Origin of the sequence: Massilia aurea, assembly GCF_014200505.1 — a bacterium.
Classification (GTDB): domain Bacteria; phylum Pseudomonadota; class Gammaproteobacteria; order Burkholderiales; family Burkholderiaceae_D; genus Telluria; species Telluria aurea_B.
Map to the genome: position 1 here is coordinate 1030767 of NZ_JACHBX010000001.1, position 20977 is coordinate 1051743.

The 20977-nt window shown below is 65.8% G+C and carries 21 protein-coding genes; 13 read left to right on the forward strand and 8 right to left on the reverse strand.

Features of this window, described 5'->3' with window-relative positions; genetic code table 11:
* Positions 1-112 precede the first annotated feature (112 nt).
* Positions 113-2707: a DNA ligase D gene (ligD, locus tag HD842_RS04585; protein ID WP_183551519.1), complete on the forward strand. Its 2595-nt coding sequence runs from the start codon at positions 113-115 to the stop codon at positions 2705-2707.
* 21 nt (positions 2708-2728) lie between these two features.
* Here the strand turns inward: ligD and HD842_RS04590 are convergent, their stop codons facing one another.
* Genes HD842_RS04590 through HD842_RS04600 form a run of 3 tightly spaced genes read right to left on the reverse strand, consistent with a single transcriptional unit; the run spans position 2729 to position 4991 of the window.
* Positions 2729-2962, reverse strand: coding sequence for a hypothetical protein (locus tag HD842_RS04590; RefSeq protein ID WP_183551521.1), 234 nt, complete (start codon positions 2960-2962; stop codon positions 2729-2731).
* A 2-nt stretch (positions 2963-2964) separates the two neighbouring features.
* Positions 2965-4002, reverse strand: coding sequence for a non-homologous end joining protein Ku (ku, locus tag HD842_RS04595; RefSeq protein ID WP_183551523.1), 1038 nt, complete (start codon positions 4000-4002; stop codon positions 2965-2967).
* Between the two features lie 23 nt (positions 4003-4025).
* The gene (locus HD842_RS04600; RefSeq protein ID WP_183551525.1) at positions 4026-4991 is read right to left on the reverse strand and encodes an SDR family oxidoreductase; all 966 of its coding nucleotides are present in this window, start codon (positions 4989-4991) and stop codon (positions 4026-4028) included.
* Between the two features lie 177 nt (positions 4992-5168).
* On the opposite strand from HD842_RS04600, the gene HD842_RS04605 reads away from it, so the two are divergent.
* The 10 genes from HD842_RS04605 (at position 5169) to HD842_RS04650 (ending at position 14189) form a co-directional block, all read left to right on the forward strand.
* The gene (locus tag HD842_RS04605) at positions 5169-6641 is read left to right on the forward strand and encodes a GGDEF domain-containing protein (RefSeq protein ID WP_183551527.1); all 1473 of its coding nucleotides are present in this window, start codon (positions 5169-5171) and stop codon (positions 6639-6641) included.
* A gap of 103 nt (positions 6642-6744) precedes the next feature.
* Complete coding sequence (locus tag HD842_RS04610; protein WP_183551530.1) at positions 6745-7584, forward strand: urease accessory protein UreD; 840 nt, start codon at positions 6745-6747, stop codon at positions 7582-7584.
* A gap of 27 nt (positions 7585-7611) precedes the next feature.
* Positions 7612-7914: an urease subunit gamma gene (locus tag HD842_RS04615; protein ID WP_183551533.1), complete on the forward strand. Its 303-nt coding sequence runs from the start codon at positions 7612-7614 to the stop codon at positions 7912-7914.
* A 12-nt stretch (positions 7915-7926) separates the two neighbouring features.
* On the forward strand, positions 7927-8265 hold the full coding sequence (locus tag HD842_RS04620; protein ID WP_183551536.1) for an urease subunit beta: 339 nt from the start codon (positions 7927-7929) through the stop codon (positions 8263-8265).
* Complete coding sequence (ureC, locus tag HD842_RS04625) at positions 8265-9965, forward strand: urease subunit alpha (RefSeq protein WP_183551539.1); 1701 nt, start codon at positions 8265-8267, stop codon at positions 9963-9965. The genes HD842_RS04620 and ureC overlap by 1 nt, the downstream gene beginning before the upstream one ends.
* A gap of 9 nt (positions 9966-9974) precedes the next feature.
* Positions 9975-10508: an urease accessory protein UreE gene (gene ureE, locus HD842_RS04630; protein ID WP_183551542.1), complete on the forward strand. Its 534-nt coding sequence runs from the start codon at positions 9975-9977 to the stop codon at positions 10506-10508.
* Positions 10505-11170, forward strand: a complete 666-nt coding sequence (locus HD842_RS04635) for an urease accessory protein UreF (protein ID WP_183551545.1) — start codon at positions 10505-10507, stop codon at positions 11168-11170. Before ureE ends, HD842_RS04635 begins: the two co-directional genes overlap by 4 nt.
* Before the next feature lie 23 nt (positions 11171-11193).
* On the forward strand, positions 11194-11817 hold the full coding sequence (gene ureG, locus HD842_RS04640) for an urease accessory protein UreG (protein WP_183551548.1): 624 nt from the start codon (positions 11194-11196) through the stop codon (positions 11815-11817).
* 16 nt (positions 11818-11833) lie between these two features.
* Positions 11834-12421, forward strand: coding sequence for a HupE/UreJ family protein (locus tag HD842_RS04645; RefSeq protein WP_183551551.1), 588 nt, complete (start codon positions 11834-11836; stop codon positions 12419-12421).
* A gap of 73 nt (positions 12422-12494) precedes the next feature.
* The gene (locus tag HD842_RS04650) at positions 12495-14189 is read left to right on the forward strand and encodes a SulP family inorganic anion transporter (protein WP_183551554.1); all 1695 of its coding nucleotides are present in this window, start codon (positions 12495-12497) and stop codon (positions 14187-14189) included.
* A gap of 38 nt (positions 14190-14227) precedes the next feature.
* On the opposite strand, the gene HD842_RS04655 is transcribed toward HD842_RS04650, so the two are convergent.
* Complete coding sequence (locus HD842_RS04655; RefSeq protein WP_183551557.1) at positions 14228-15139, reverse strand: LysR family transcriptional regulator; 912 nt, start codon at positions 15137-15139, stop codon at positions 14228-14230.
* A 94-nt stretch (positions 15140-15233) separates the two neighbouring features.
* On the opposite strand from HD842_RS04655, the gene HD842_RS04660 reads away from it, so the two are divergent.
* On the forward strand, positions 15234-15680 hold the full coding sequence (locus HD842_RS04660; protein ID WP_183551560.1) for an ester cyclase: 447 nt from the start codon (positions 15234-15236) through the stop codon (positions 15678-15680).
* A gap of 25 nt (positions 15681-15705) precedes the next feature.
* Here the strand turns inward: HD842_RS04660 and HD842_RS04665 are convergent, their stop codons facing one another.
* Positions 15706-16338 (reverse strand): 1-acyl-sn-glycerol-3-phosphate acyltransferase, encoded by a 633-nt coding sequence (locus HD842_RS04665; RefSeq protein ID WP_183551563.1) that lies wholly within the window; start codon positions 16336-16338, stop codon positions 15706-15708.
* Between the two features lie 191 nt (positions 16339-16529).
* On the opposite strand from HD842_RS04665, the gene arsC reads away from it, so the two are divergent.
* Positions 16530-16877, forward strand: coding sequence for an arsenate reductase (glutaredoxin) (gene arsC, locus HD842_RS04670; RefSeq protein WP_183551566.1), 348 nt, complete (start codon positions 16530-16532; stop codon positions 16875-16877).
* On the opposite strand, the gene HD842_RS04675 is transcribed toward arsC, so the two are convergent.
* The 3 genes from HD842_RS04675 to pepN form a co-directional block, all read right to left on the reverse strand.
* Positions 16874-17314, reverse strand: coding sequence for an acyl-CoA thioesterase (locus HD842_RS04675; RefSeq protein ID WP_183551569.1), 441 nt, complete (start codon positions 17312-17314; stop codon positions 16874-16876). The genes arsC and HD842_RS04675 overlap by 4 nt on opposite strands.
* Before the next feature lie 94 nt (positions 17315-17408).
* Positions 17409-18194: a hypothetical protein gene (locus HD842_RS04680; protein WP_183551572.1), complete on the reverse strand. Its 786-nt coding sequence runs from the start codon at positions 18192-18194 to the stop codon at positions 17409-17411.
* 7 nt (positions 18195-18201) lie between these two features.
* A complete protein-coding gene (pepN, locus tag HD842_RS04685) occupies positions 18202-20856 on the reverse strand; it encodes an aminopeptidase N (protein ID WP_370660785.1) in 2655 nt (884 codons plus the stop codon).
* Positions 20857-20977: the final 121 nt, after the last annotated feature.

Here is a 20977-nt window from a genome sequence, read left to right on the forward strand (position 1 = left end):
TGCGGTTGGCGGCTTGCAGTAATCATAACAGCCCCTGTCAGCGTGAGTTGCCGTACAGTCTGCGGCGCGCCGCAGGGCTACGCTGGCACGATCGAATTTCCCAGGGGTTGCCATGACGGACGCGCTCAAAGCCTATAAAGCCAAACGCAATTTCGATATCACGTCCGAGCCGGCCGACGGCGGGAAGGCGGGGCAGGACGTGCTCACCTTCGTAATCCAGAAGCACTGGGCCAGCCGCCTGCACTACGATTTCCGGCTCGAGCTCGACGGCACGATGAAAAGCTGGGCCGTGCCGAAAGGCCCCAGCTACGACACGCACGACAAGCGGATGGCCGTGGAGGTCGAGGACCACCCGATCTCGTACTCGGACTTCGAAGGCACGATCCCGGCCAAGCAGTACGGCGCCGGCAAGGTGATCATCTGGGACAAGGGCACCTGGGAGCCACTGGAAGACCCGCGCGCGGGCTTTGCCAAGGGCAGCATCAAGTTCGCGCTGCACGGTCACAAGATGCACGGTCGCTGGACGCTGGTGCGGATGAAGGGCCGTGGTGAAAAGCAGCCGCCATGGCTGCTGATCAAGGAGAAGGACGATTACGCGCGTCCGGCCGCCGAATTCTCGCTGGTCGACGAACTGCCCGACAGCGTGAAGGCATTGCCGATGCCGAAGCGGGTTGCGCAAAAGGTCGAGGCGCTGCGCGAAGAAGCGAAGGCGGCGCCTGCAAAGAAGGCAGCTGCCAAAAAAGCACCCGCCAAGAAAGCGGCAGCAAAGAAGGTACCGGCAAAACGCGCCACGACGGAGGACGCCACGTCGCCGCTGCCCGCCAAATTCTCGCCTGAACTGGCCACCCTTGTCGACGCACCGCCGCCCGACCCCGAAAACTGGCTGTTCGAAGTCAAGTTCGACGGCTACCGCATGCTCGCGCGCATCGAGGAGGGCGCTGTGCGCCTCATCACGCGCAACGCCAACGACTGGACTGACAAGCTGACGCCTTTGAAGGAAGAGCTGGAACGCATGGCGCTGCCCGACGGCTGGTACGACGGCGAGATCGTCGTGCACGATGATGATGGCAAGCCCGATTTCGGCCTGCTGCAGGCAGCGTTCGACGGCAACGGCGCCGTCGACATCGATTATTTCCTGTTCGATGTGCCGTATTTCGACGGCCACGATCTGCGCGAGATGCTGCTGGTCGACCGGCGCACGGTGCTCGAACAGGTGCTCGAGAACGCCAAATCCGACAAGGTGCGGTTCTCGGCAGAATTCGGGGCCAAGCCGGATGAACTGATCGTTGCTGCCTGCAAGATCGGCCTCGAAGGCGTGATCGGCAAGCGGCGCGACGCGCGCTATGTCTCGCGTCGCTCGCCCGACTGGATCAAGCTCAAATGCGGCCGGCGTCAGGAATTCGTCATCGGCGGCTTCACCGATCCGAAAGGCGCGCGCACCGGCATCGGCGCGCTGCTGCTCGGGGTCCATGACGAAGACGGCGTGCTGCGCTACGCCGGCAACGTCGGCTCGGGCTTCAACCATGCGACCCTGACCAGCATCGCCGAACAACTCGAGGCGCTGCGCACCGACACGAGCCCGTTCCCGCCGCGCGCCGTACCTGGGCGCGCGCACCACTGGGTCAAGCCGGTGCTGGTGGCGGAGGTGAGTTTTTCGGACTGGACGAGCGGTGGCGCCGTGCGCCATCCGGTGTTCCAGGGGCTGCGCAAGGACAAGCCGGCCAAAAATATCACCCGCGAGCAGGCGCTCCCGGTGGAGGACGTTGCGGGCGAGGTAGCCGATAAGGCGGCAGATGACGAACCGGTGGCGGCACAGGGCAAGCTGCCGGAATCGCTGAAGATCACCAACGGCGAGCGCGTGATCGACAAGGCGTCGGGCGCCACCAAGCTGGCGCTGGTGCGCTACTACGCGCTGGTGGGCGAGTTGATGATGGAACATCTGAAAGGGCGCCCGGTTTCCCTCGTGCGTGCACCCGAGGGCGTGGGCGGCGAGCTGTTTTTCCAGAAGCACGTCGACGTGCGCAAGATGCCCGGCCTGCGCGACCTGGACCAGGCGCTCGACCCGGAGCATCCGCCGATGCTCGAAGTGGCCACGCCGCTGGGCATCCTGTCGTCGGCGCAGTGGAACGTGGTGGAGATCCATACCCAGAACGCGTTCAAGGGCAGTTACCAGAAACCGAACCGGATGGTGTTCGACCTCGATCCGGGTGACGGCATCAAGTGGCCCGAAATGCAGGAAGCAGCGCAGCTGATGCATGCCTTCCTGGATGAACTGGGTTTGCCGGCATTTCTGAAAACCAGTGGCGGCAAGGGCCTGCACGTGGTCGTGCCAATCAAGGGCAACCATGACTGGGACACGGTCAAGCGCTTCTCGCAGGCGATCGTGCACCACATGGCGCAAACGTTGCCCGAGCGCTTCGCCTTCAAGAGCGGCCCGAAAAACCGGGTCGGCAAAATCTTCATCGATTACCTGCGCAACGGGCAGGGGGCGACGACGGTAGCTGCATGGTCGGCGCGTTCGCGCCCGGGGCTGGGGATTTCGGTGCCGCTGGGCTGGGATGAGCTGGAGAAACTGACGTCGAGCGACCAGTGGACGATCGCCAATGTGCACGAGCGGCTGGATGTGGGAAATACGCCGTGGCAGGACTATGCCACGGCGGCCAAGACACTGACCAAAGCGATGAAGCAGCTCGGGTTCGTGCCGTAGGGGTAGGGCGAGCGCGGTGCGCTAGGCTTCGTTCCTGAAGATGCCGCGCACGTTCATGGCCAGCAGCGCGACCTGTAGCGCGATGAGCGCCCACGCTTCATCGTGCAGACCCCAGACGATCCACAGCACATTACTGAAGATGAAGGTCCAGAAGCCCAAGATACGGCGCTCGGCGCGCTTGGCGCCGACCAGGTAGGCGGCAATCAGGCTGACGGCCATCGCAGGCCATTGGAGAAAGTCGATGAATCCGTCCATCCTCACGCCGCCTTCTTGCGCGCAGGCGCCTTGGTTGCGGACTTGGCCGCCGCCTTCTTCGCTGCTGGCTTGGCCGCTGCCTTTGTAGCCGTGGCACGGGCCCCTGACGTCGCCGCCTTGCGCGCGCGTGGCGGCGGCTGGTCGTCCCCGCTGTCCTCGTCGTCGGCCGGTTTGCGCGACTTGCGTGGTGGCGGATCGTCGTCGTCATCATCGTCATCAAGGGCAGCCAGCGCCGCCTTGGCCGGCTTCTTGCCAAGGCTGGCCTGGAGCAGGGCAACCAGGTCGATGACCTTGCCGGTGGTGCGCTTTTCCTTCTCGGGCTCGGGCTGGGTGATGGTCTTGGTCTGCTTGGCCTTGATCTTTTTCTTGACCAGGGCCAGCACGTCTTCGCGATAGCTGTCGTGGTACTGCGCCGGCGCCCAGTCTTCGCTCATGCCCTCGACCAGGGCCATCGCCATCTTGAGTTCCTTGACGGTGACGGCAGCCGTTTTTGAATTGGGCGACGGGATCTTGAGTTCACCCGCGTCGCGCATCTCGTCCGGATAGCGCAGCGTATTGAGCACGATCGTGTCGCCCACGCAGATCAGCGCCGCCAGATGCTGCTTGACGCGGATGACGACGTGCGCGATGCCGATCTTGCCCGCTTCGCGCAGCGTCTCGCGCAAGAGCGCATAGACTTTCGCGCCGCCCTTGCCAGGCGCCAGGTAATAGGGCTGGTCGTAGTAGATCAGCGGCACATCGCCAGCGTCGACGAAAGCCTGGATGTCGATCGTCTGCGTCGCTTCCGGGTTGGCGCGGCGCAGGTCTTCGTCCGACAGCACGACGTACTCGCCGTCCTCGTACTCGTAGCCCTTGACGATGTCGTCCCAGACGACTTCCTTGCCATTGCCCTTGTTGTAGCGTTTGAACCCGACCGGCGAAAAATCACGCCGGTCGAGCATCGTCAGGTCGAGCCCCTTGGTCTCGACCGCGGGGTACATATCGACCGGAATGTGGACCAGTCCGAAACTGATCGCGCCCTTCCACATGCTGCGTGCCATTGCCTGCTCCTCGCTGTCTTCCGTTATTCGCCGACGACGCCGGTCACCGGCAACACGATGCCCGTGATGTAGCCCGAGCACACGGGCGAGGCCAGGAACACATAGGCCGGCGACAGTTCTTCAGGCTGGGCCGGGCGCCGGTAGTCGGTGCTGGCGCCGAATTCGGTGATGTCGTCCGGGCCCTTGTCGGCCGGGTTCAGTGGCGTCCAGACCGGGCCTGGCGCCACCGCGTTCACGCGGATGCCCTGGTCGAGCAGGCTGCCGGCCAGCGACATCGTGAACGCGTGGATCGCGCCCTTGGTCGACGAATAGTCGATCAGCTTGGCCGAGCCTTTCAGACCGGTGACCGAACCCGTATTGATGATCGACGCGCCGCGCTTGAGATGCGGCACGACGGCCTTGGCCATGTGGAAGTAGCCAAAGATATTGGTGCGGAAGGTTTCCTCGAACCGCTCCTCGGTGATATCGAGGATCGAATCGGCGTGTTCCTGGAATGCGGCGTTATTGACCAGAACGTCCAGGCGGCCGAATGCCTTGACCACCTGCTGCACGGCGTCGTTGCAGAATGCCGGATCCTTGACGTCGCCTGCGATCGTGATGCAGCGGCGCCCTTCGGCCTCGATGCAGCGCTTGGTTTCTGCGGCATCGACGTCCTCGTTCAGATACATGACGGCCACGTCCGCGCCTTCGCGTGCGAACAGCACCGCGACCGCGCGCCCGATGCCCGAGTCGGCGCCGGTGACGATGGCGGCCATGCCGTCAAGCTTGCCGCTGCCCTTGTAGCCCTCGGCCATGAACTTCGGCTTGCTTTCCATGTCGGCTTCGAGGCCCGGCTTGGCAAGGTGCTGCGCCGGCATCGGCGGCGCTGGCTGGTCAACCCCGGTCTGGACGGCTTCCTTGCTCTCGGAGTCGTTCTTCTTGGCGTCGCGCGCGTCCTGTTCTTCCTGGATGGCGCGCTGCTTTGCTGCCACGTCGTCTTGATGTGCCATGGTGATTCTCCCGTGAGTGTGGTTTCGTTCGCAAGAGTATTCGGCGCGCACCCTGGTGCGACGGTGCGCTCCCACACACAGGACGACAATTGCTATGCTTGGCACGCCCGCTTATGGCAAACTTGCTTTGCAGCCATGCCGACAGGGCGCGGCTGGACCCATATCTGGAGAATCACCATGCATCAAGAAGACGGCGCGCGCGAAGACTTTACTTGCGTCTTCGTCAATCCCGTCGGCCAGCGCCGCGCCGATTTCCAGCACGGCTGCGACGGCATGTTTGCCAATCTGCGCGTGGCGGCAGGGGCCGAGCAGGCGCGCGCGCTGCTGGCGCGCGAACCGGCCGACCTGCTCGTGCTCGACCTGGAACGCTGCGACCTCGCCATCGACCTGGCAGCGCTGGGCGCCCTGGTCGCCGAGCGCGCCGGCGCACCGGTGCTGGTGCTGTGTCCGTTCACGAACGCGCGCTGGGTGCCGGCGCTGATGGCCTTCGGTCCGCTCGACTACGCCATCGGCCCGCTGCGCGCGCAGCAGACCCGCGCGCTGCTGGCTGCGCGCATGCGCACTGGTTTCAGTGTTGCGGCGCCTGGTGCACCCACCCCTTCAGAAACTGAACTGCGCACACTGCTGGCAGTGCGCAGCGCCTGTCAGCAGGCACTGGCCGATGCCGACGACAGCGGGCGCTTTGCCGAGCACCTGTGCGCCGCGCTGGCCGGCTGGCCGGGCGTCGTGCATGCGGCGCTGTTCCAGCATCGCGATGGCGACCTGCATCTCGAGGCCGAGCAGGGCGTGGAAGGGCTGCACTTGATGGCGCTGCTCGCGCACGACGGCCGCTTGCTGCACTCGCCGCTGCGCCATGCATTCCCGGGCCTGCTGGCGGCAGCGACAGGCGAATTCACGCTGCTCGATACGCTCGACAAGGCGGGAGAACCGGCGCTGGCAGTGCGCCTGGACACCTTTGGCGCGCGCATGGTCGTCGGCGTGCCGATCCCGGGGCAGGGACCGGGCGGGCCGATGGGCTCCCTGTGCCTGCTGTTCGGCGACGCACGGGCCTTTTCGCCCGCGCAGTTGCAGGCGCTGGACGACCTGGCCGGGCTGGCCGCGCATGGCCTGCGCATGGCCGAGGTCACGCGCGAGAACGAGGCGCTGCTGGCGCGCATCACGCACCTGGCCACCACCGACGCCCTGACCGACCTGGCCAACCGCCGCCACGGCGAAGGCTTGCTGGAGCAGGAAATCAAGCGTGCACGCCGCTACCGGCTGCCGCTGGCGCTGATCCTCTTCGACATCGACCGCTTCAGCCAGATCAACGACACCTTCGGCCACCCGGTGGGCGACCTGGTGCTGCGCACGGTGGCCGATACGGCGCGCGCGCTGCTGCGTTCGAGCGATGTGCTGGTGCGCTCGGGCGGCGAGGAATTCCAGGTAATCGCATCGCACACGAGCGCGATTGACGCGCTGAAGATGGCCGAGAAGCTGCGCGCGGCGATCGAGCAGGTCGAGATACCCGGGTGTGACCACGTCACGATCAGCCTCGGCGTGGCCCAGCTGGGCGAGGGCGAGAGCGGCGACTCGATGGCGGTGCGTACCCACGCCGCATTGGCGCGTGCCAAGCGGGCGGGTCGTAACTGCATCGAGCTGGCGATGTCCTGATACGTTCGGGTGCAGCGCGCACCTTCGCGGTGCGCATCCACCGCAGAATAGGCGTCCCACGCCATGTGAGGACGCTGGCACGCATCGTGCTGTTTCATCAAGCATGCGCGATTGCACCTCCACCGATGCACCCACCGTCTTCCCCGCCTGGCAAGCCAGCCTGGCGCTGGGCTTCTTGCGCGATGGCGCCACGACGCGCCTCGTGCGCCGCACGCACCGCGGCCCGCTGCGGGTCCAGAAGGCGCTGTATCCCGAAGGCCCCGGCGCCTGCCACGTGATCGTCGTGCACCCGCCGGGTGGCGTGGTCGGGGGCGACCGACTCGAGATCGACGTCGACGCCGGCCCCGCGTGCAACGTGCTCGCCACCAGTCCCGGCGCGGCCAAGTGGTACCGCGCCAATGGCCGCGTGTCGCAGCAGGCGGTGCGCTTGCGGGTTGGCGCGGGCGCCGCCATCGAATGGCTGCCACAGGAAACCATCTTCTATGACGCGGCCAGCGTCGACCTCGACCACGAGGTCGATCTCGCCGCAGGCAGCACCTATATCGGCAGCGAAGTGCTGTGCTTCGGCCGCGTGGCCGCCGGCGAAGCGTTTGCGCGCGGACGGATCCGCCAGCGCACGCGTATTCGCCAGGAGGGCCGCCTGCTGTGGTGGGAGCAGGGCATCCTGACCCCAGACGGAATAGCCAGCCCCCTTGGCATGCGCGGCCATGCGGTGTGCGCGACCTTGCTTGCTGTCGGCCGGCCCGTGCCCGCCGCGCTGCAGGCGCACGTACGCGCGCTCGACCCGCAGCTGGCCTCGAGCCAGGTGAAGTCGGTGTTCGTCGCGCGGTATCTCGGCGACGACGGCGAAGCGGCGCGCGCCGTCATGGCGCAGGTGTGGGCGTTGCTGCGCCCCCATCTGCTCGACCGCCCGGCGTGCCCGCCGCGTATTTGGCTCACCTAGACAGGCTGACTTGATACGGACCCTCCCATGGACCTGACACCCCGCGAAAAAGACAAGCTGCTGATTTTCACTGCCGCGTTGCTGGCCGAACGCCGGCGTGCGCGCGGCCTCAAGTTGAACTACCCGGAAGCCGTGGCCCTGATCACGGCCGCCATCATGGAAGGCGCGCGCGATGGCCGCAGCGTGGCCGAGCTGATGAGCGAAGGCACGACGATCCTCGCGCGTGGCGACGTGATGGAAGGCGTGCCCGAGATGATCCCCGATATCCAGGTCGAAGCGACGTTCCCGGACGGGACCAAGCTCGTGACCGTCCACCATCCGATTCCCTAGCCGGAGCCCAGCGTGATCCCAGGCGAATACTTTCTTGACGACGGCGATATCGAACTCAACGTCGGTCGGCGCACGCTGACTGTGGTCGTGGCCAACGCGGGCGACCGGCCGGTGCAGGTCGGCTCGCACTATCACTTTTATGAAGTCAATCCCGCGCTGCAGTTCGAGCGCGAAGCGGCGCTCGGCACGCGGCTGAACATCGCGGCCGGCACCGCAGTGCGCTTTGAACCCGGGCAGCGCCGCACGGTGGAACTGGTCGACCTGGCGGGCGAGCGCATCGTGCATGGTTTCCAGAGCCGCGTGTCGGGGCTGTTGCCTGCCGCCGCGCCACCAACCTCAGGGGACGCATGATGGTCACGCTCAGCCGCCAGGCCTACGCCGACATGTATGGTCCCACCACGGGCGACCGGATCCGCCTGGCCGACACCGACCTCGTGATCGAGATCGAACGCGACTTCGCGACCTACGGCGAAGAGGTCAAGTTCGGCGGCGGTAAAGTCATCCGCGACGGCATGGGCCAGTCGCAGCGCCTGCGCGAGGGTGTCATGGACACCGTCATCACCAACGCCGTCATCGTCGACCACTGGGGCATCGTCAAGGCGGATATCGGCATCAAGGATGGCCTGATCGCGGCCATCGGCAAGGCCGGCAACCCGGATATCCAGCCAAATGTCACGATGGCCATCGGCGGGGCCACCGAGATCATCGCCGGCGAAGGCATGATCGTCACGGCCGGTGGCGTTGACACGCACATCCATTTCATCTGCCCGCAGCAGATCGACGAAGCGCTGTATTCCGGGATCACGACGATGCTGGGCGGCGGCACCGGGCCGGCTGTTGGCACGGCCGCCACGACCTGCACGCCGGGCGCCTGGCATATTCATTCGATGCTGCAGGCGGCCGACGCGTTCCCGATGAACCTGGGCTTTTTCGGCAAGGGCAACGTGAGCCAGCCCGGTCCGCTCGAAGAGCAGGTCCATGCCGGCGCCGTGGGCCTGAAGCTGCACGAGGATTGGGGCAGCACGCCCGCGGCGATCGACAACTGTCTGTCGGTGGCCGAACGGCTGGACGTGCAGGTGGCGCTGCACTCCGACACGCTCAACGAAGCAGGGTTTCTGGAGTCGACCGTGGCGTCGTTCAAGGGTCGCACAATCCACACATTCCACACCGAGGGCGCCGGCGGCGGGCACGCGCCGGACATCATCGCGGCCGTGGGCTACGACAACGTGCTGCCATCATCGACCAATCCCACGCGCCCGTTCACGGTCAACACGCTCGACGAGCACCTGGACATGCTGATGGTCTGCCACCATCTCGACCCGGCGATTGCCGAGGACGTGGCGTTTGCCGAGTCGCGCATCCGGCGCGAGACGATCGCCGCCGAGGACATCCTGCACGACCTGGGCGCGATCTCGATGATGTCGTCGGACTCGCAGGCGATGGGCCGCGTGGGCGAGACGATCATGCGCACCTGGCAGACGGCGCACAAGATGAAGACCCAGCGCGGCGCGTTGGCGGGCGATAGCAGCCGCAACGACAACGCCCGCGTCAAGCGCTACATCGCCAAGTACACGATCAATCCCGCGATCACGCACGGCATTGCGCACGTCGTCGGCTCGCTCGAGGTGGGCAAGATCGCCGACATCGTGCTGTGGCGGCCGGCCTTCTTTGGCGTCAAGCCGTCGATGGTGGTCAAGGGAGGCATGATCGCGGCCAGCCTGATGGGCGACCCGAATGCTTCGATCCCGACGCCGCAGCCGGTGCATTACCGGCCAATGTTCGGCGCCTTTGGCGGCGGCCTGCGCAAGTCGTTCACGTTTGTGTCGCAAAGCGCGTTCGAGGCCGGCATCGCAGGCACGCTGGGCTTGAGCAAGACGACGATCGCCGTGCGCGGCACGCGCGGCCTGCGCAAGCGCGACATGATCCACAACGGCGCCACGCCGCACATGGAAGTCGATCCCGAAACCTATGAAGTACGCGCCGACGGCCGCCTGCTGGTGTGCGAAGCGGCGAACGTGCTGCCGCTGGCGCAGCGTTACTTCCTGTTCTAGAGGCCATCCATGATTTCACTGCATACCCGCATCCTTGTTGCCGACGTCGTGCACGACACGCTGGTGCTGCCGTTCGAACAACGGGAGCGCTGCCGCCAGCGTGCACGCCTGGCTTCTGGCGAAGAAGTCGCGCTGTTCCTCGTACGCGGCACGGTGCTGCGCGATGGCGATCTGCTGCTGGGCGAAGGCGGGCGCGTCGTGTGCATCGAGGCGGCGCTGGAGCCGACGTACGTCGTGCGCTGCAGCGACCCGACGCTGCTGGCGCGCTGCGCCTTTCACCTGGGGAACCGGCATACGCAGACCCAGGTAGGCCCCGGCTGGCTGCGCATCCGTGTCGATCCGGTGCTGCGCGAGATGGTCGCAGGGCTGGGCGCGGACGTCAGTGAAGAACTGGCGAAATTCGAGCCGGAGGCGGGCGCGTATGGTGGCGGTCACGGTCATCATCATGATCAGGGGCCGGGCGGCTTGCTGGCGCCGGTGCCGCTGCGCCAGAAGATTCACCGCCCGTCAGACGTCACGCCGGTTGAACCGGGGCCGGCATGAATGCCGCCAGCCTGCTGCACCTGCTGCAGTTTGCCAGCCCGGCCTTGCCGATCGGTGGCTACAGCTATTCGCAGGGTCTCGAAGCGGCGATCGAAGAAGGCCTGGTCACGGACGCCGACAGCGCCCGCGCGTGGATCGTGTGCTATCTGGATGAGGTGGTGGCGCGCTGGGATGCGCCCGTGTTGTGGCGTCTTATGAGTGCGTTCGCTGCGCACGACGCCGGGACGATTGCACAGTGGGGCGGGTGTTTTCTTGCGTCGCGCGACACGGCCGAACTGCGCGCTGAATCGGTCCAGATGGGCTATTCGCTGAGTCGCCTGATCGCCGAGCTGGGCGTGGCCGACACGCGCGCGCTGGGCGAAGACGTCACGCTGCCGCTGGCATTTGCCTGCGCGGTCGACGGACTCGCTATTCCGCATGAAGAAGCGCTGCTGGCGATGGTGTTCGCATGGGTCGAGAACCAGGTGCTGGTGTGCGTCAAGTCGGTGCCGCTGGGGCAGGTGGCCGGCCAGCGCCTGCTGCTGTCGCTGCGGCCCGAGATCGAGCGCGCCGTTGAATTGGCGCGGCGCTTGCCGGACGACGAACTGTCGAACTGGGCGCCCGGCCTGTCGATGCTGTCGATGCGCCACGAAGTGCAGCATGGCCGCCTGTACCGGTCATGATCATTGTTGATGAAGGAGGAAGCATGACTACATCCAATCCGCTGCGGGTCGGCATTGGCGGGCCGGTGGGCTCGGGCAAGACCGCGCTGTGCGAGCTGCTGTGCCGCCACATGCGCGACGACTACGACATGGCCGTGATCACCAACGATATCTACACGCGCGAAGACATGGACATCCTGCTGCGCGCCGGCGCGCTCGCGCCCGAACGCCTGATGGGCGTGGAGACGGGCGGCTGCCCGCACACGGCGATCCGCGAAGACGCGTCGATCAACCTGGAAGCCATCGCGCGCCTGCAGGCCGATTTTCCGGACCTGCAACTGGTGCTGGTCGAATCGGGCGGCGACAACCTGGCCGCGACCTTCAGCCCTGAGCTGTCCGACTTGACGCTGTACGTGATCGACGTCGCGGGCGGCGAGAAGATCCCACGCAAGGGCGGGCCGGGCATCACGCGCTCGGACCTCCTGATCATCAACAAGACCGATCTGGCGCCGCATGTCGGGGCCGATCTGTCGGTGATGGCGAGCGATGCACGGCGCCAGCGTGGCGAACGGCCCTTTGTCTTTACCAATATGCGCACGGGCGAGGGCGTGCAGGAGGTGGTCGCGTTCATCCGCGAGCAGGGCTTGCTCGACGCAGTCCACCAATAACAACAGGGAGATGATCATGACGACAAGCTTGCGCGCGCTGCGCCACACTATCCGCCACCACTTTGCCCGCGCTGGCGTGGCCGTGACCGCCCTGACACTGGCGCTGCCGGCGGCCGCGCATCCCGGGCACGCGCCCGACAGCGGCTTTGTGGCAGGCCTGCTGCACCCGGTGACGGGCGTCGACCATTTGCTGGCGCTGCTCGCGGTCGGTCTCTGGAGCCGCCAGCAGCACGGCTACCTGCTCGCGCCGACGTTTCTCGTGATGATGGCGCTGGGCGCGGCCAGCAGTGGCGGCGTCGCGTTGCCGGCACTTGAACTGTCGATCGCGGCGACCGTGCTGCTGCTGGGCGGGTTGGCGGCGTATGCGCCGCGCCTGGATGCGCGGATACCGCCGCAGATGGCGGTACTCACCGTCGGCGCCTGCGCGTTCGTGCACGGACTCGCGCACGGTAATGAACTGACCGGCATGGCCAGCGGCGCCGGCTTCATCCTGGCCAGCGCCGCTCTGATGCTGCTGGGCGCCATCCCGGGCGGGCGCCTGGGTCGGCCACTGGCTGCGGCCATCGGCGCGGCGGGCATCTGGCTCGTGGCGCTGGCCCGCTAAGGCCCTGCCGGTACGGGTAATTATGCTACGCTAGCGCTCTTTTTACCGTCGGCCGTCCCGGCCAGGACTTTCCATGCTTGAGTGGTTGCGCCCGTACCGGCGCGCCGCGCTGCCGGGCGATATCAGCGCCGGCATCGTGGTGGCGATGATGATGATCCCGCAGGGCATGGCCTACGCACTGGTGGCGGGCCTGCCGCCGGCGGTCGGTATCTACGCCAGCATCATCCCGCCCTTGCTGTATGCGCTGTTCGGCACCAGCACCACGCAATCGGTCGGACCGATGGCGATCATTTCCCTGATGACGGCGTCCACGCTGGCGCCGCTGGCCACGCCTGGCACCGCGCTGTATGGCGTGCTCGCCGCGCAACTGGCCTTGCTATCCGGCCTGGTCCTGCTGCTGTGCGGCCTGCTGCGCATCGGCTTTCTCGCCAATTTTTTCTCACGGCCCGTGATGAGCGGCTTCACCATCGGCTCGGCAATCGTCATCGCATGGGGCCAGCTGCGCACGCTGATAGGTGGCCCCATCGAGCTCGGCATGCGGCCGCACTGGCCAAGCATCCTGCTGGGCGTGGGCTCGCTCGTGCTGCTCCTGGCCGCGCGCAGCCACCTGGCGCCATTGTTGCGCCGGTTGCGCGTGCCCGCAGCGGCGGCCGACGTCGGGTCCAAGCTGGCGCCGATCGCCGTCGTGCTGGGGGCGATGGCGCTCGTGCAGCAGCTGGGTCTCGTGCAGATGGGGGTGGCGACGACGGGCGCCGTGCCGACCGGCTTGCCGGGCCTGAACCTGGCGACGTCGTCGCAGCACTGGCAGGCGCTGCTCCAACCGGCGCTCCTGATCGGCTTCATGGTGTTCCTGATCAGCATGTCCGGCGCGCAGGCACTGGCGCTCAAGCGCGGCGGCGAGAAACTGGTCAGCAACCGCGAACTGGTCGGCCTGGGCGCCGCGAACATCGGCAGCGCGCTGACGGGCGGCTTTCCTGTCACCGGGAGCCTGTCGCGTTCGGCCGTCAATTTTGCGGCCGGCGCCAACACGCAACTGGCCAGCATGATCACGGCCGGCCTGCTGGCGCTGGCGCTCGTGCTGCCCACCGGCTGGCTTGCGCTGCTGCCGCTGCCGACGCTGGCCGCGACGATCATCGTGGCCGTGCTCGGGATGCTCGACCTGTCGACGCTGCGCACGGCCTGGCATTACGACCGCGCCGATGCGCTGGCACTGCTGGCCACTGCCGGCGGCGTGCTGCTGCTGGGCGTCGAAGCGGGTGTCCTGGTGGGCGTGGCGCTGTCGATGGTCGTGCTGATCTGGCGCGCCAGCCGGCCGCATATCGCGGTGCTGGGTCGCATCCATGGCACCGAACACTTCCGCAATGTCGAGCGCTATTCTGCCGAGACGACGCCGGGTCTGCTGATGCTGCGGGTCGATGCCGGCCTGTTCTTCGGAAACGTGGATGCGGTCAACGAGCGCATCGACGAAGAACTCGTCGCCCATGCGGGCACGCGCCATCTGGTGTTGGTGCTGTCGGCCGTGAATGCGATCGATACGTCGGCGCTGTTCGGGCTGGAAGAGTTGAACAGCTCGCTGAACCGGCGCGGTGTGCTGATGCACCTGGCCGAAGTGAAGGGGCCGGTCATGGACCGGCTCAAGGAAAGCGATCTGCTGGGTAAGCTCAACGGCCAGGTGTTCCTGAGCGCCGCCATTGCGTGGGACCAGCTGGCCGGATCGCGTGCTGCCGGCACGCCGGCCGCTGCCGCGCAGCCGGCGGGTAAGCCGTAGCCGTTCGCGTGCGTTGCTGCCGTCAACGCCACGGATAATTACAAGGCGGCTGACTGCTGCGCGATGAATTCCCTGAACCATTGCTGAGCGGGGTTGCTGTCGCTACGGCGATGCCATATCAGGTGAAACGTGATTTCCGGCAGGCCCAAGGGTGGCGTGAACATGACAAGCCGATGGCTGGCCAGCGAATCATCCGCTACACGCTTGAGGACGGTGGCAGCCATCTTCGTGCGCGCAATGATCGCGGGCACGGCAAATAGTTGCGGCACAGTCAAGGCAAGCTTGCGTTGCTTGCCCTGTTGCGCGAGGGTTTGATCGACGAGGCCATGCAACTGCCCTTCGGGTGACACGAGCACGTGCTGCAGGTCGAGATAGGTGCGCAAGTCCATCGGGCCACTGGCAGTCGGATGGTCGGTCGACACGATCGTGACAAACGCATCGCGCATGAGCGGTCGGGTCATGATGCGGGCATCCATCACGGTCGGCGCCACGCCAATGGCAATGTCGATCGATCCGGCGTCGAGCAGATCGATGGCAGTATCCCGGTCGTTATACCCGAGCACATTCAACGATATGCCGGGCGTGGCGCGTTCAAGCGCTTCCACAAGCGCTGGTAGCAGGACCAGCGTGGGATAGTCCTGCAGGCCCAGTCTGAACGTCACCGATGCCGTCGTGGGATCAAACGCAGGTTGAGTCAACATCGCCAATTCGATTTGGCGCAGGGCCGCAGCCACGGGCAAGGCCAGGTCGCGTGCGCGTGCGGTGGGAACCAGGCCGGCACTGCTGCGTTGGAACAGGGGATCGCCCAACAAGGTACGCAGCCGGGACAGGGCGGCGCTCATTGCCGGCTGACTGACGCCCACCTGGGTCGCAGCACGCGTGACATTGCGTTCGTTCATCAACGCGTCGAACGCGACCAGCAGATTCAAATCCAGGCCATGAAAATCCATGAGCCGAATAATACGGTATATCGGTTATTTGTTGGACTGATTGAACTGCGGGCACCACACTGGTGCCTCATTCAACTTCGAGCAGATCACTTCCATGACGACGTCAACGACCGCCTTATCGCAGCAGCTGCGCACCGAACTTACCGTCGTGGAGACGCTGTACCGCGCGTTCAGCGAACAGAACCCGGATCTTGTCGATGCGGTGCTTGCCCCCACGTGGGAGGACATTCCGCTGGCCCCGGGTCAGGGCCCTGGGCCAGCGGGCATCAAGCCGATCATCCGCATGCTGGCGGCCGCATTTCCGGACGTGCACATCACCATCCATGACACGATTCAGGCGCCTGGGAAGGTTGCCGTACGTGCGGAGATCAGCGGGACGCATCTGGGCGAGCTGTTCGGCATCGCGCCTACTGGCAAGAAAGTGAGCTTCCCGTTGCACGAGTTTCACACGCTTGAAGGCGGCCTGATCACCACCACCTGGCACATGGAGGACTGGTTCGGTCTCTTCCTGCAGCTTGGTCAGTTCCCGCCACAAGGCTGAACCTGTTTACCGCCCTTGAACGGTGTCAGGCCCGCTTGCGCTGTGCAGGTTGCTCGTCGCGTGGCGGGGCCAGCACGATCGGTGCGGCGTTCTCCGGATACAGCGCCTGGCTGCCGACGTAGACGGCGCGGATGGCGTCCATGTCGCGCTCGACGTCGCCGGTCGGCGTCATCGTGTCGACGAGGCTCAGCTCTTTCTTGCCGTAGTCAAAACGCACCAGCACCATCGGCACGTTGGCCGTCACGGCCAGGTGGTAGAAGCCGCTTTTCCAGTTGGGACGGTAGGCGCGCGTGCCTTCCGGCGTAATACCGATCCAGAACGATGGCGCAGCGAGCATCGTGTCGGCCAGCTGACGCGTCGCGCCCATCGGTGCGCGGCGATCGACCGGGACGCCGCCCCAGTGGCGCATCAGGCGGCCCATCGGTCCCCGGAACAGCGTGTCCTTGGCCAGCCACTTGAACTGCGTGCCCATGGCCCACGTGGCCAGCAGGCCGATCGGGAAATCCCAGTTCGACGTGTGCGGATAGATGACGCAGACGCCGTGCGGCCCTGGCAACGGTTTGAAGAACACCTTCCAGCCGAAACACTGCAGTACGCGCAGCGCCGCGCGCTGGCGCAGGGTGGGCAGGGCTGCAGGGCGCAGCAAGTAGTCGGTCATCGGGTCTCCGGAGGGTGGCGTCAGTCATCTGCAATGGTTGCAGTTCTCACGCTCGATAAAATCAAGCGTGCGATTCTAGCCCGGCCCGGAAGGGGGAACAAGCAAAATAGTGGTGACGGGTATGCGCTGTGGTTATCATGTCGTTGTCCGATTCACCACATTATGATGAGAAAAACACCGTTGTTATGACCATGGCCATCACGATTTACCACAATGCCCGCTGCGGCATATCGCGCAACACGCTGGCCGCCATCCGCGACGCCGGGTACGAACCGCAGATCATCGACTACCTGGCCAACCCGCCAACACGAGACACGCTGACCCGCTTGATTGCCGATGCGGGCATCACGGTGCGCGAGGCCGTGCGCAGCAAGGAAGCGGTCTTTACCGAATCGGGACTGGACCAGCCGGACTCCAGCGACGCTGCGCTGCTGGACGCGATGGTCGCGCATCCGATTCTGATCGAACGGCCATTTGTCGTGACACCCAACGGCGTGCGGCTATGCCGTCCGTTCACACGCGTGCACGAGATTCTTTAAGCGGGCCCGCCCACGATCACGGGCATGTATGTGTCCAGGAATGGCGCAGGCATGCGGCGCGGCCGGCCGCTCGAGAGTTCGATGCAGACCAGGTCCCAGCGGCCGCGCAGCACCGTGGCGCCATCGCTGTCGCGCACGAGCTGAAAGCGCCGTTCCATCGACAGCTTGCCGTCGCCACCGACGAGCCAGGTGGCCAGGCGCAGCGCTTCCCCAACGAACGTGGGCAGCAGGTAATCGTATTCGCCGCGCCGGATTGCCATCGCCCGGTCCAGGCGCCGGTAGTCGTCGAGTGACAGGCCAAGGCTGTCGGAGTGCGCCCAGCCGGCCTGCTCGCACCAGCGCACGTACACGGCATTGTTGGTGTGGTTCAGGCCATCGATGTCGCCGGCCTGCGGCGTCACCGCCAGGATGAACGGTTGCGGATAATCCCAGTCCAATGTGTTGTCTCCGTGAGCGGCATGGGGCCGCAAGCGGCTATTTTACGGCAGGGCGGGGTGGCGGTGGATGGCGACTGTGCTGCCTGTCAGTGGCTCAGTCGGGTTTGAACTCCACGCGGGTCGGGCATCGAACCGTGCCAGCGAAGCCGCCACCACCGGCCTTGTCGAACAGCGCCGCGCCGCCAGCCTGAGCGCCGAACGGGCTTGGCCTGATGTCGCCGCCAGTCCGGCACCAGGTGCGCCCGCCCTGGCGGAAACGGTACACGACAACGCCGTCCGGCGCCGTATAACTTTCCGATGTCAGCGTGCGCGAGGTGTCCACGCGGGCGTCGCCGACGGCCTGTGCAAAGCGCTGCCACTTGTTGTCGCCTGGGTCGAGCGGCGCCAGCTTCCCCTTGCGCAGCTCGTGGTCGACCGCGCCTGCCGTGCGCTTGCCGCGGCTGGCCAGGCTGTCGTCGCCTGTGGCAATGCGTTCTTGTGCTGATGCTGAAGGGGTGGGGAAATGATCTGCAGCAGGTTCGCTCATGGCCGGAGGCGGCGCGGTGTCAGCAGGCGCTGGCGTGATCGGTTGTAGCGCCACTGTCGACGCGGCAGGAGCGGCGCGCGCAGGAATTGCTTGCGCTGCGCGCGGTCGTGGTGACGCTGCGGCAGCGGGTGCAGCGGGTGCAGCGGGTGCAGCGGGTGCAGCGGAAGAACGCGAAGGCGCAGGCGCCAGCACTGCCACCACGATGAATTCACGGGGCGCCGGCAGATCTGCCGGCAGCACCCGCACGCCCGTCGCCTGCAACCACGACCAGCCCAGCAGCAGGTGCAGGCCAAGGGTGACTACAAGCGGCCAGCCGGGCGAGCGGCGTGGCGTCAGGACCCCGGCAGCCAGCATGCGGCGATCAGCCTTTCGGTGCGCTCAGCTTTGCCTTGATCGCCACACAGCGCTGGTCGTCCTGCAGCGTGTCGAGCAGCGTGCGGCGCGTGAACGCCGACAGGTCCGTCATCGTGGCTGCTGCGCGGCTCAGGCGCGCCACGCTTTGCGGCGTGCAGGTCGCCGGGATCATCGTGCCCGCATACGCGCGCATGAAGACCGGGCCGGCGGTCTTGTCCACCTGCGGCAGGCGTGCCAGACGTGCATCGGCATCGCGCTCATTAAGCGCGCCCTGTTCGGGCGGGAAGATGCTGCCCATCGCGGTGCGGATACGCGAGAACGGCAATGCCGTCTTCTGGTCTTCGATCTGCTTGACCCAGTCCGCCTTGACGGCGGCATCGGGACGGACGACCGTCGCTGCCACGGCCGCGATCTGGCCCGCGTCCGATTTGTCGCGCGCGGATTCCTGCGCGATCAGGTCGAACGCGCCCGGATAGTTGTACCGGTTCAGGTGCGCGATGATCGACCAGCGCTGCGGCTGGCCCACCGGCACGCCGGCCGCATCGACCTGGCCACCCAGGATGCCGGCCAGGCGTGTCAGCGCATCCGGGCTGCTGGCAACGCTCACGTACTGGTTGAACCAGCGGCGCTGGAAGTCGGCATTGCCTTTGTTGGCCAGCACGCCGTCCCATGCCATCTTTTCCAGTGCCAGCGTGGTCTGGCGCGTGTACGCGTTATCCAGGTTCATCGCATCGAGGTAGGCCTTCGACTCGCTGACCTTGCCCAGCACATCGCCCAGCAGCGTGTAATCCTTCTCGAGCGGCGCATTGTTCAGCGCCACGGTGAGGAAGTCGTTCAGTGGCATCTCGGCGTCGCGCACGCCATCCCACAGGCTTTGCCACAGCATCGCGCGCAGCAGCGGATCGTCGACCTTGGCCAGGCTGGTTCGCGCGGTGGCGAACGAGCGCTTGTCCAGCTTGACCTTGGCGTATCCCCAGTCCTGGTAGTTCGGGTAGACCAGATCCGGGCAGGCCGTGCCGTTCATGTCCGGCACCGCGGTCTTGGCGCCCGTGTAGGTGACGGGGACGTTCTTTACCAGCGTCAGCTTGCCGCCGTCGATCTTGAAGGCGCCGATCTGCACGCGCTGTTCGCGCAGCGTCGGCAGCTCTTTCGATGGCGCGGTCTGCGCCAGCGTGAAGTTGCGGATCTTGCCGCCGCTGCAGCTGTAGTTCGCGGCGATGGTGTTCACGCCGGCGTTGTACAGCCACTGCTTGGTCCAGCCAGACAGGTCACGGCCGGCCGCTTCACCGAGGCTGCCGATAAAATCGTCGAGCGTCGCGTTCTTCCACGAGTACTTGACCAGGTAATTGTGCACGCCCTTGCGGAACACGTCTTCGCCCAGCAGGTGGCGCAGCTGCTTGAGCGTCGAGCCGCCTTTGGAATAGGTGATCGCATCGATGTTGTCGAACGCATTGCTCGACGACGGCACCGGCACTTCGATCGGGTGCGTGCTCGCGGTCTGGTCCTGGATGTAGGCGCGCTGCTTGCCGCTCTGGTAGAACTTCTGCCACGAATCCTTGAACTCGGTCGATTCGACCGTCGCCAGCACGCCCATGAAGGACGCGAAGCTTTCGTTCAGCCACAGGCCGTTCCACCACTTCATGGTCACCAGATTGCCGAACCACTGGTGCGCCATCTCGTGCATGATCACTTCGGTCAGCGACTGCTTCTGCTCGGCCGTCATATTGGCCACGCCGTAGCGCGCTTCGGCAAACGTGATCGCGCCGGCGTTTTCCATCGCGCCGTACAGGAAGTCCGGCACGATCAGCTGGTCGTACTTTTCGAACGGATACGGGACACCGAAGTATTCTTCGAAGAAGCCGAGGCCGGCCTTGGTCTGGCGGAACCAGTCTGCCGGGACCACCAGCTTGGCCAGCGACTGGCGCGCGAACAGACGCATCGGGTACTTGCCGCTGTTGTCTTCCCAGACCTGGTACGGGCCGGCGTGCAGCGAGAAGTTGTACGGGCTGAGTCGCTTGGTGGTCTTGAAGGTCCAGTGGCGGTTCGCGCCACGCTCGTCGATCTTGGTCTCACGCGTGGTCGTGACCACGTGCCAGTCGCGCGGCGCGGTGACCGACACCGTGTAGCTGGCCTTCAGGTCAGGCTGGTCGAACACCGCGAACATCTGCTGGGCCGCGACCGGCTCGAAGTGCGAATAGGTATAGACGCGGCCATCGGCCGGATCGACCATGCGATGCAGGCCTTCGCCATTGGTGCTGTGCAGGCGCTCGTAATCGATGACGACCGTGTTGCGGCCCTTGGCCAGGCTGGCCGCGTCGAGCGTGACGAACCATTTGTTGTAGCGCGTGGCGACCGGTTTGCCGTTGACGCTGACCGATTTGACGGTGGCGTCCTTCAGGTCCAGCGTGACCGGCGCGTCGGCATCCTTCAGGTCGAACGTGACAGTCGTGGTGCCGGCAAAGGTTTCCTTGCCGGTCAGCGTGAAGTCCAGCACATAGTCCACGTTCGATACGCGTGCGGAGCGGGCAAAGGCGTCGACCTGCGACAGGAACGGCGTCTCGGCGCGCGCGCCCTGGGCCGCCGGCGCAGCGTGGACGGCGCTGCCAAAGGCGATGGCGGAAGCGATGGCAAGCGCCATGGCGCGGTGTGCTGGAACGTTCACTGAAAATCCTCTCTCGGTAGGCGCATCGAGACGTGCGCACAGTAACAATCTAACAATCGCGCAAGAATATCACTAACGTTCGTGGCTGGACACCCATCACGATGATCCTTTTTCACGCATG

What these genes read in the sequence shown, in the direction of transcription:
- HD842_RS04605 (WP_183551527.1), top strand. Translation starts at nt 5,169, where the DNA reads ATGCATCAAGAAGACGGCGCGCGCGAAGACTTTACTTGCGTCTTCGTC.
- arsC (WP_183551566.1), top strand. Translation starts at nt 16,530, where the DNA reads ATGGCCATCACGATTTACCACAATGCCCGCTGCGGCATATCGCGCAAC.
- HD842_RS04650 (WP_183551554.1), top strand. Translation starts at nt 12,495, where the DNA reads ATGCTTGAGTGGTTGCGCCCGTACCGGCGCGCCGCGCTGCCGGGCGAT.
- ku (WP_183551523.1), bottom strand. Translation starts at nt 4,002, where the DNA reads ATGGCACGCAGCATGTGGAAGGGCGCGATCAGTTTCGGACTGGTCCAC.
- HD842_RS04660 (WP_183551560.1), top strand. Translation starts at nt 15,234, where the DNA reads ATGACGACGTCAACGACCGCCTTATCGCAGCAGCTGCGCACCGAACTT.
- HD842_RS04680 (WP_183551572.1), bottom strand. Translation starts at nt 18,194, where the DNA reads ATGCTGGCTGCCGGGGTCCTGACGCCACGCCGCTCGCCCGGCTGGCCG.
- HD842_RS04645 (WP_183551551.1), top strand. Translation starts at nt 11,834, where the DNA reads ATGACGACAAGCTTGCGCGCGCTGCGCCACACTATCCGCCACCACTTT.
- ureE (WP_183551542.1), top strand. Translation starts at nt 9,975, where the DNA reads ATGATTTCACTGCATACCCGCATCCTTGTTGCCGACGTCGTGCACGAC.
- ureG (WP_183551548.1), top strand. Translation starts at nt 11,194, where the DNA reads ATGACTACATCCAATCCGCTGCGGGTCGGCATTGGCGGGCCGGTGGGC.
- HD842_RS04590 (WP_183551521.1), bottom strand. Translation starts at nt 2,962, where the DNA reads ATGGACGGATTCATCGACTTTCTCCAATGGCCTGCGATGGCCGTCAGC.
- HD842_RS04635 (WP_183551545.1), top strand. Translation starts at nt 10,505, where the DNA reads ATGAATGCCGCCAGCCTGCTGCACCTGCTGCAGTTTGCCAGCCCGGCC.
- HD842_RS04610 (WP_183551530.1), top strand. Translation starts at nt 6,745, where the DNA reads ATGCGCGATTGCACCTCCACCGATGCACCCACCGTCTTCCCCGCCTGG.
- ureC (WP_183551539.1), top strand. Translation starts at nt 8,265, where the DNA reads ATGGTCACGCTCAGCCGCCAGGCCTACGCCGACATGTATGGTCCCACC.
- HD842_RS04615 (WP_183551533.1), top strand. Translation starts at nt 7,612, where the DNA reads ATGGACCTGACACCCCGCGAAAAAGACAAGCTGCTGATTTTCACTGCC.
- HD842_RS04665 (WP_183551563.1), bottom strand. Translation starts at nt 16,338, where the DNA reads ATGACCGACTACTTGCTGCGCCCTGCAGCCCTGCCCACCCTGCGCCAG.
- HD842_RS04655 (WP_183551557.1), bottom strand. Translation starts at nt 15,139, where the DNA reads ATGGATTTTCATGGCCTGGATTTGAATCTGCTGGTCGCGTTCGACGCG.
- HD842_RS04600 (WP_183551525.1), bottom strand. Translation starts at nt 4,991, where the DNA reads ATGGCACATCAAGACGACGTGGCAGCAAAGCAGCGCGCCATCCAGGAA.
- ligD (WP_183551519.1), top strand. Translation starts at nt 113, where the DNA reads ATGACGGACGCGCTCAAAGCCTATAAAGCCAAACGCAATTTCGATATC.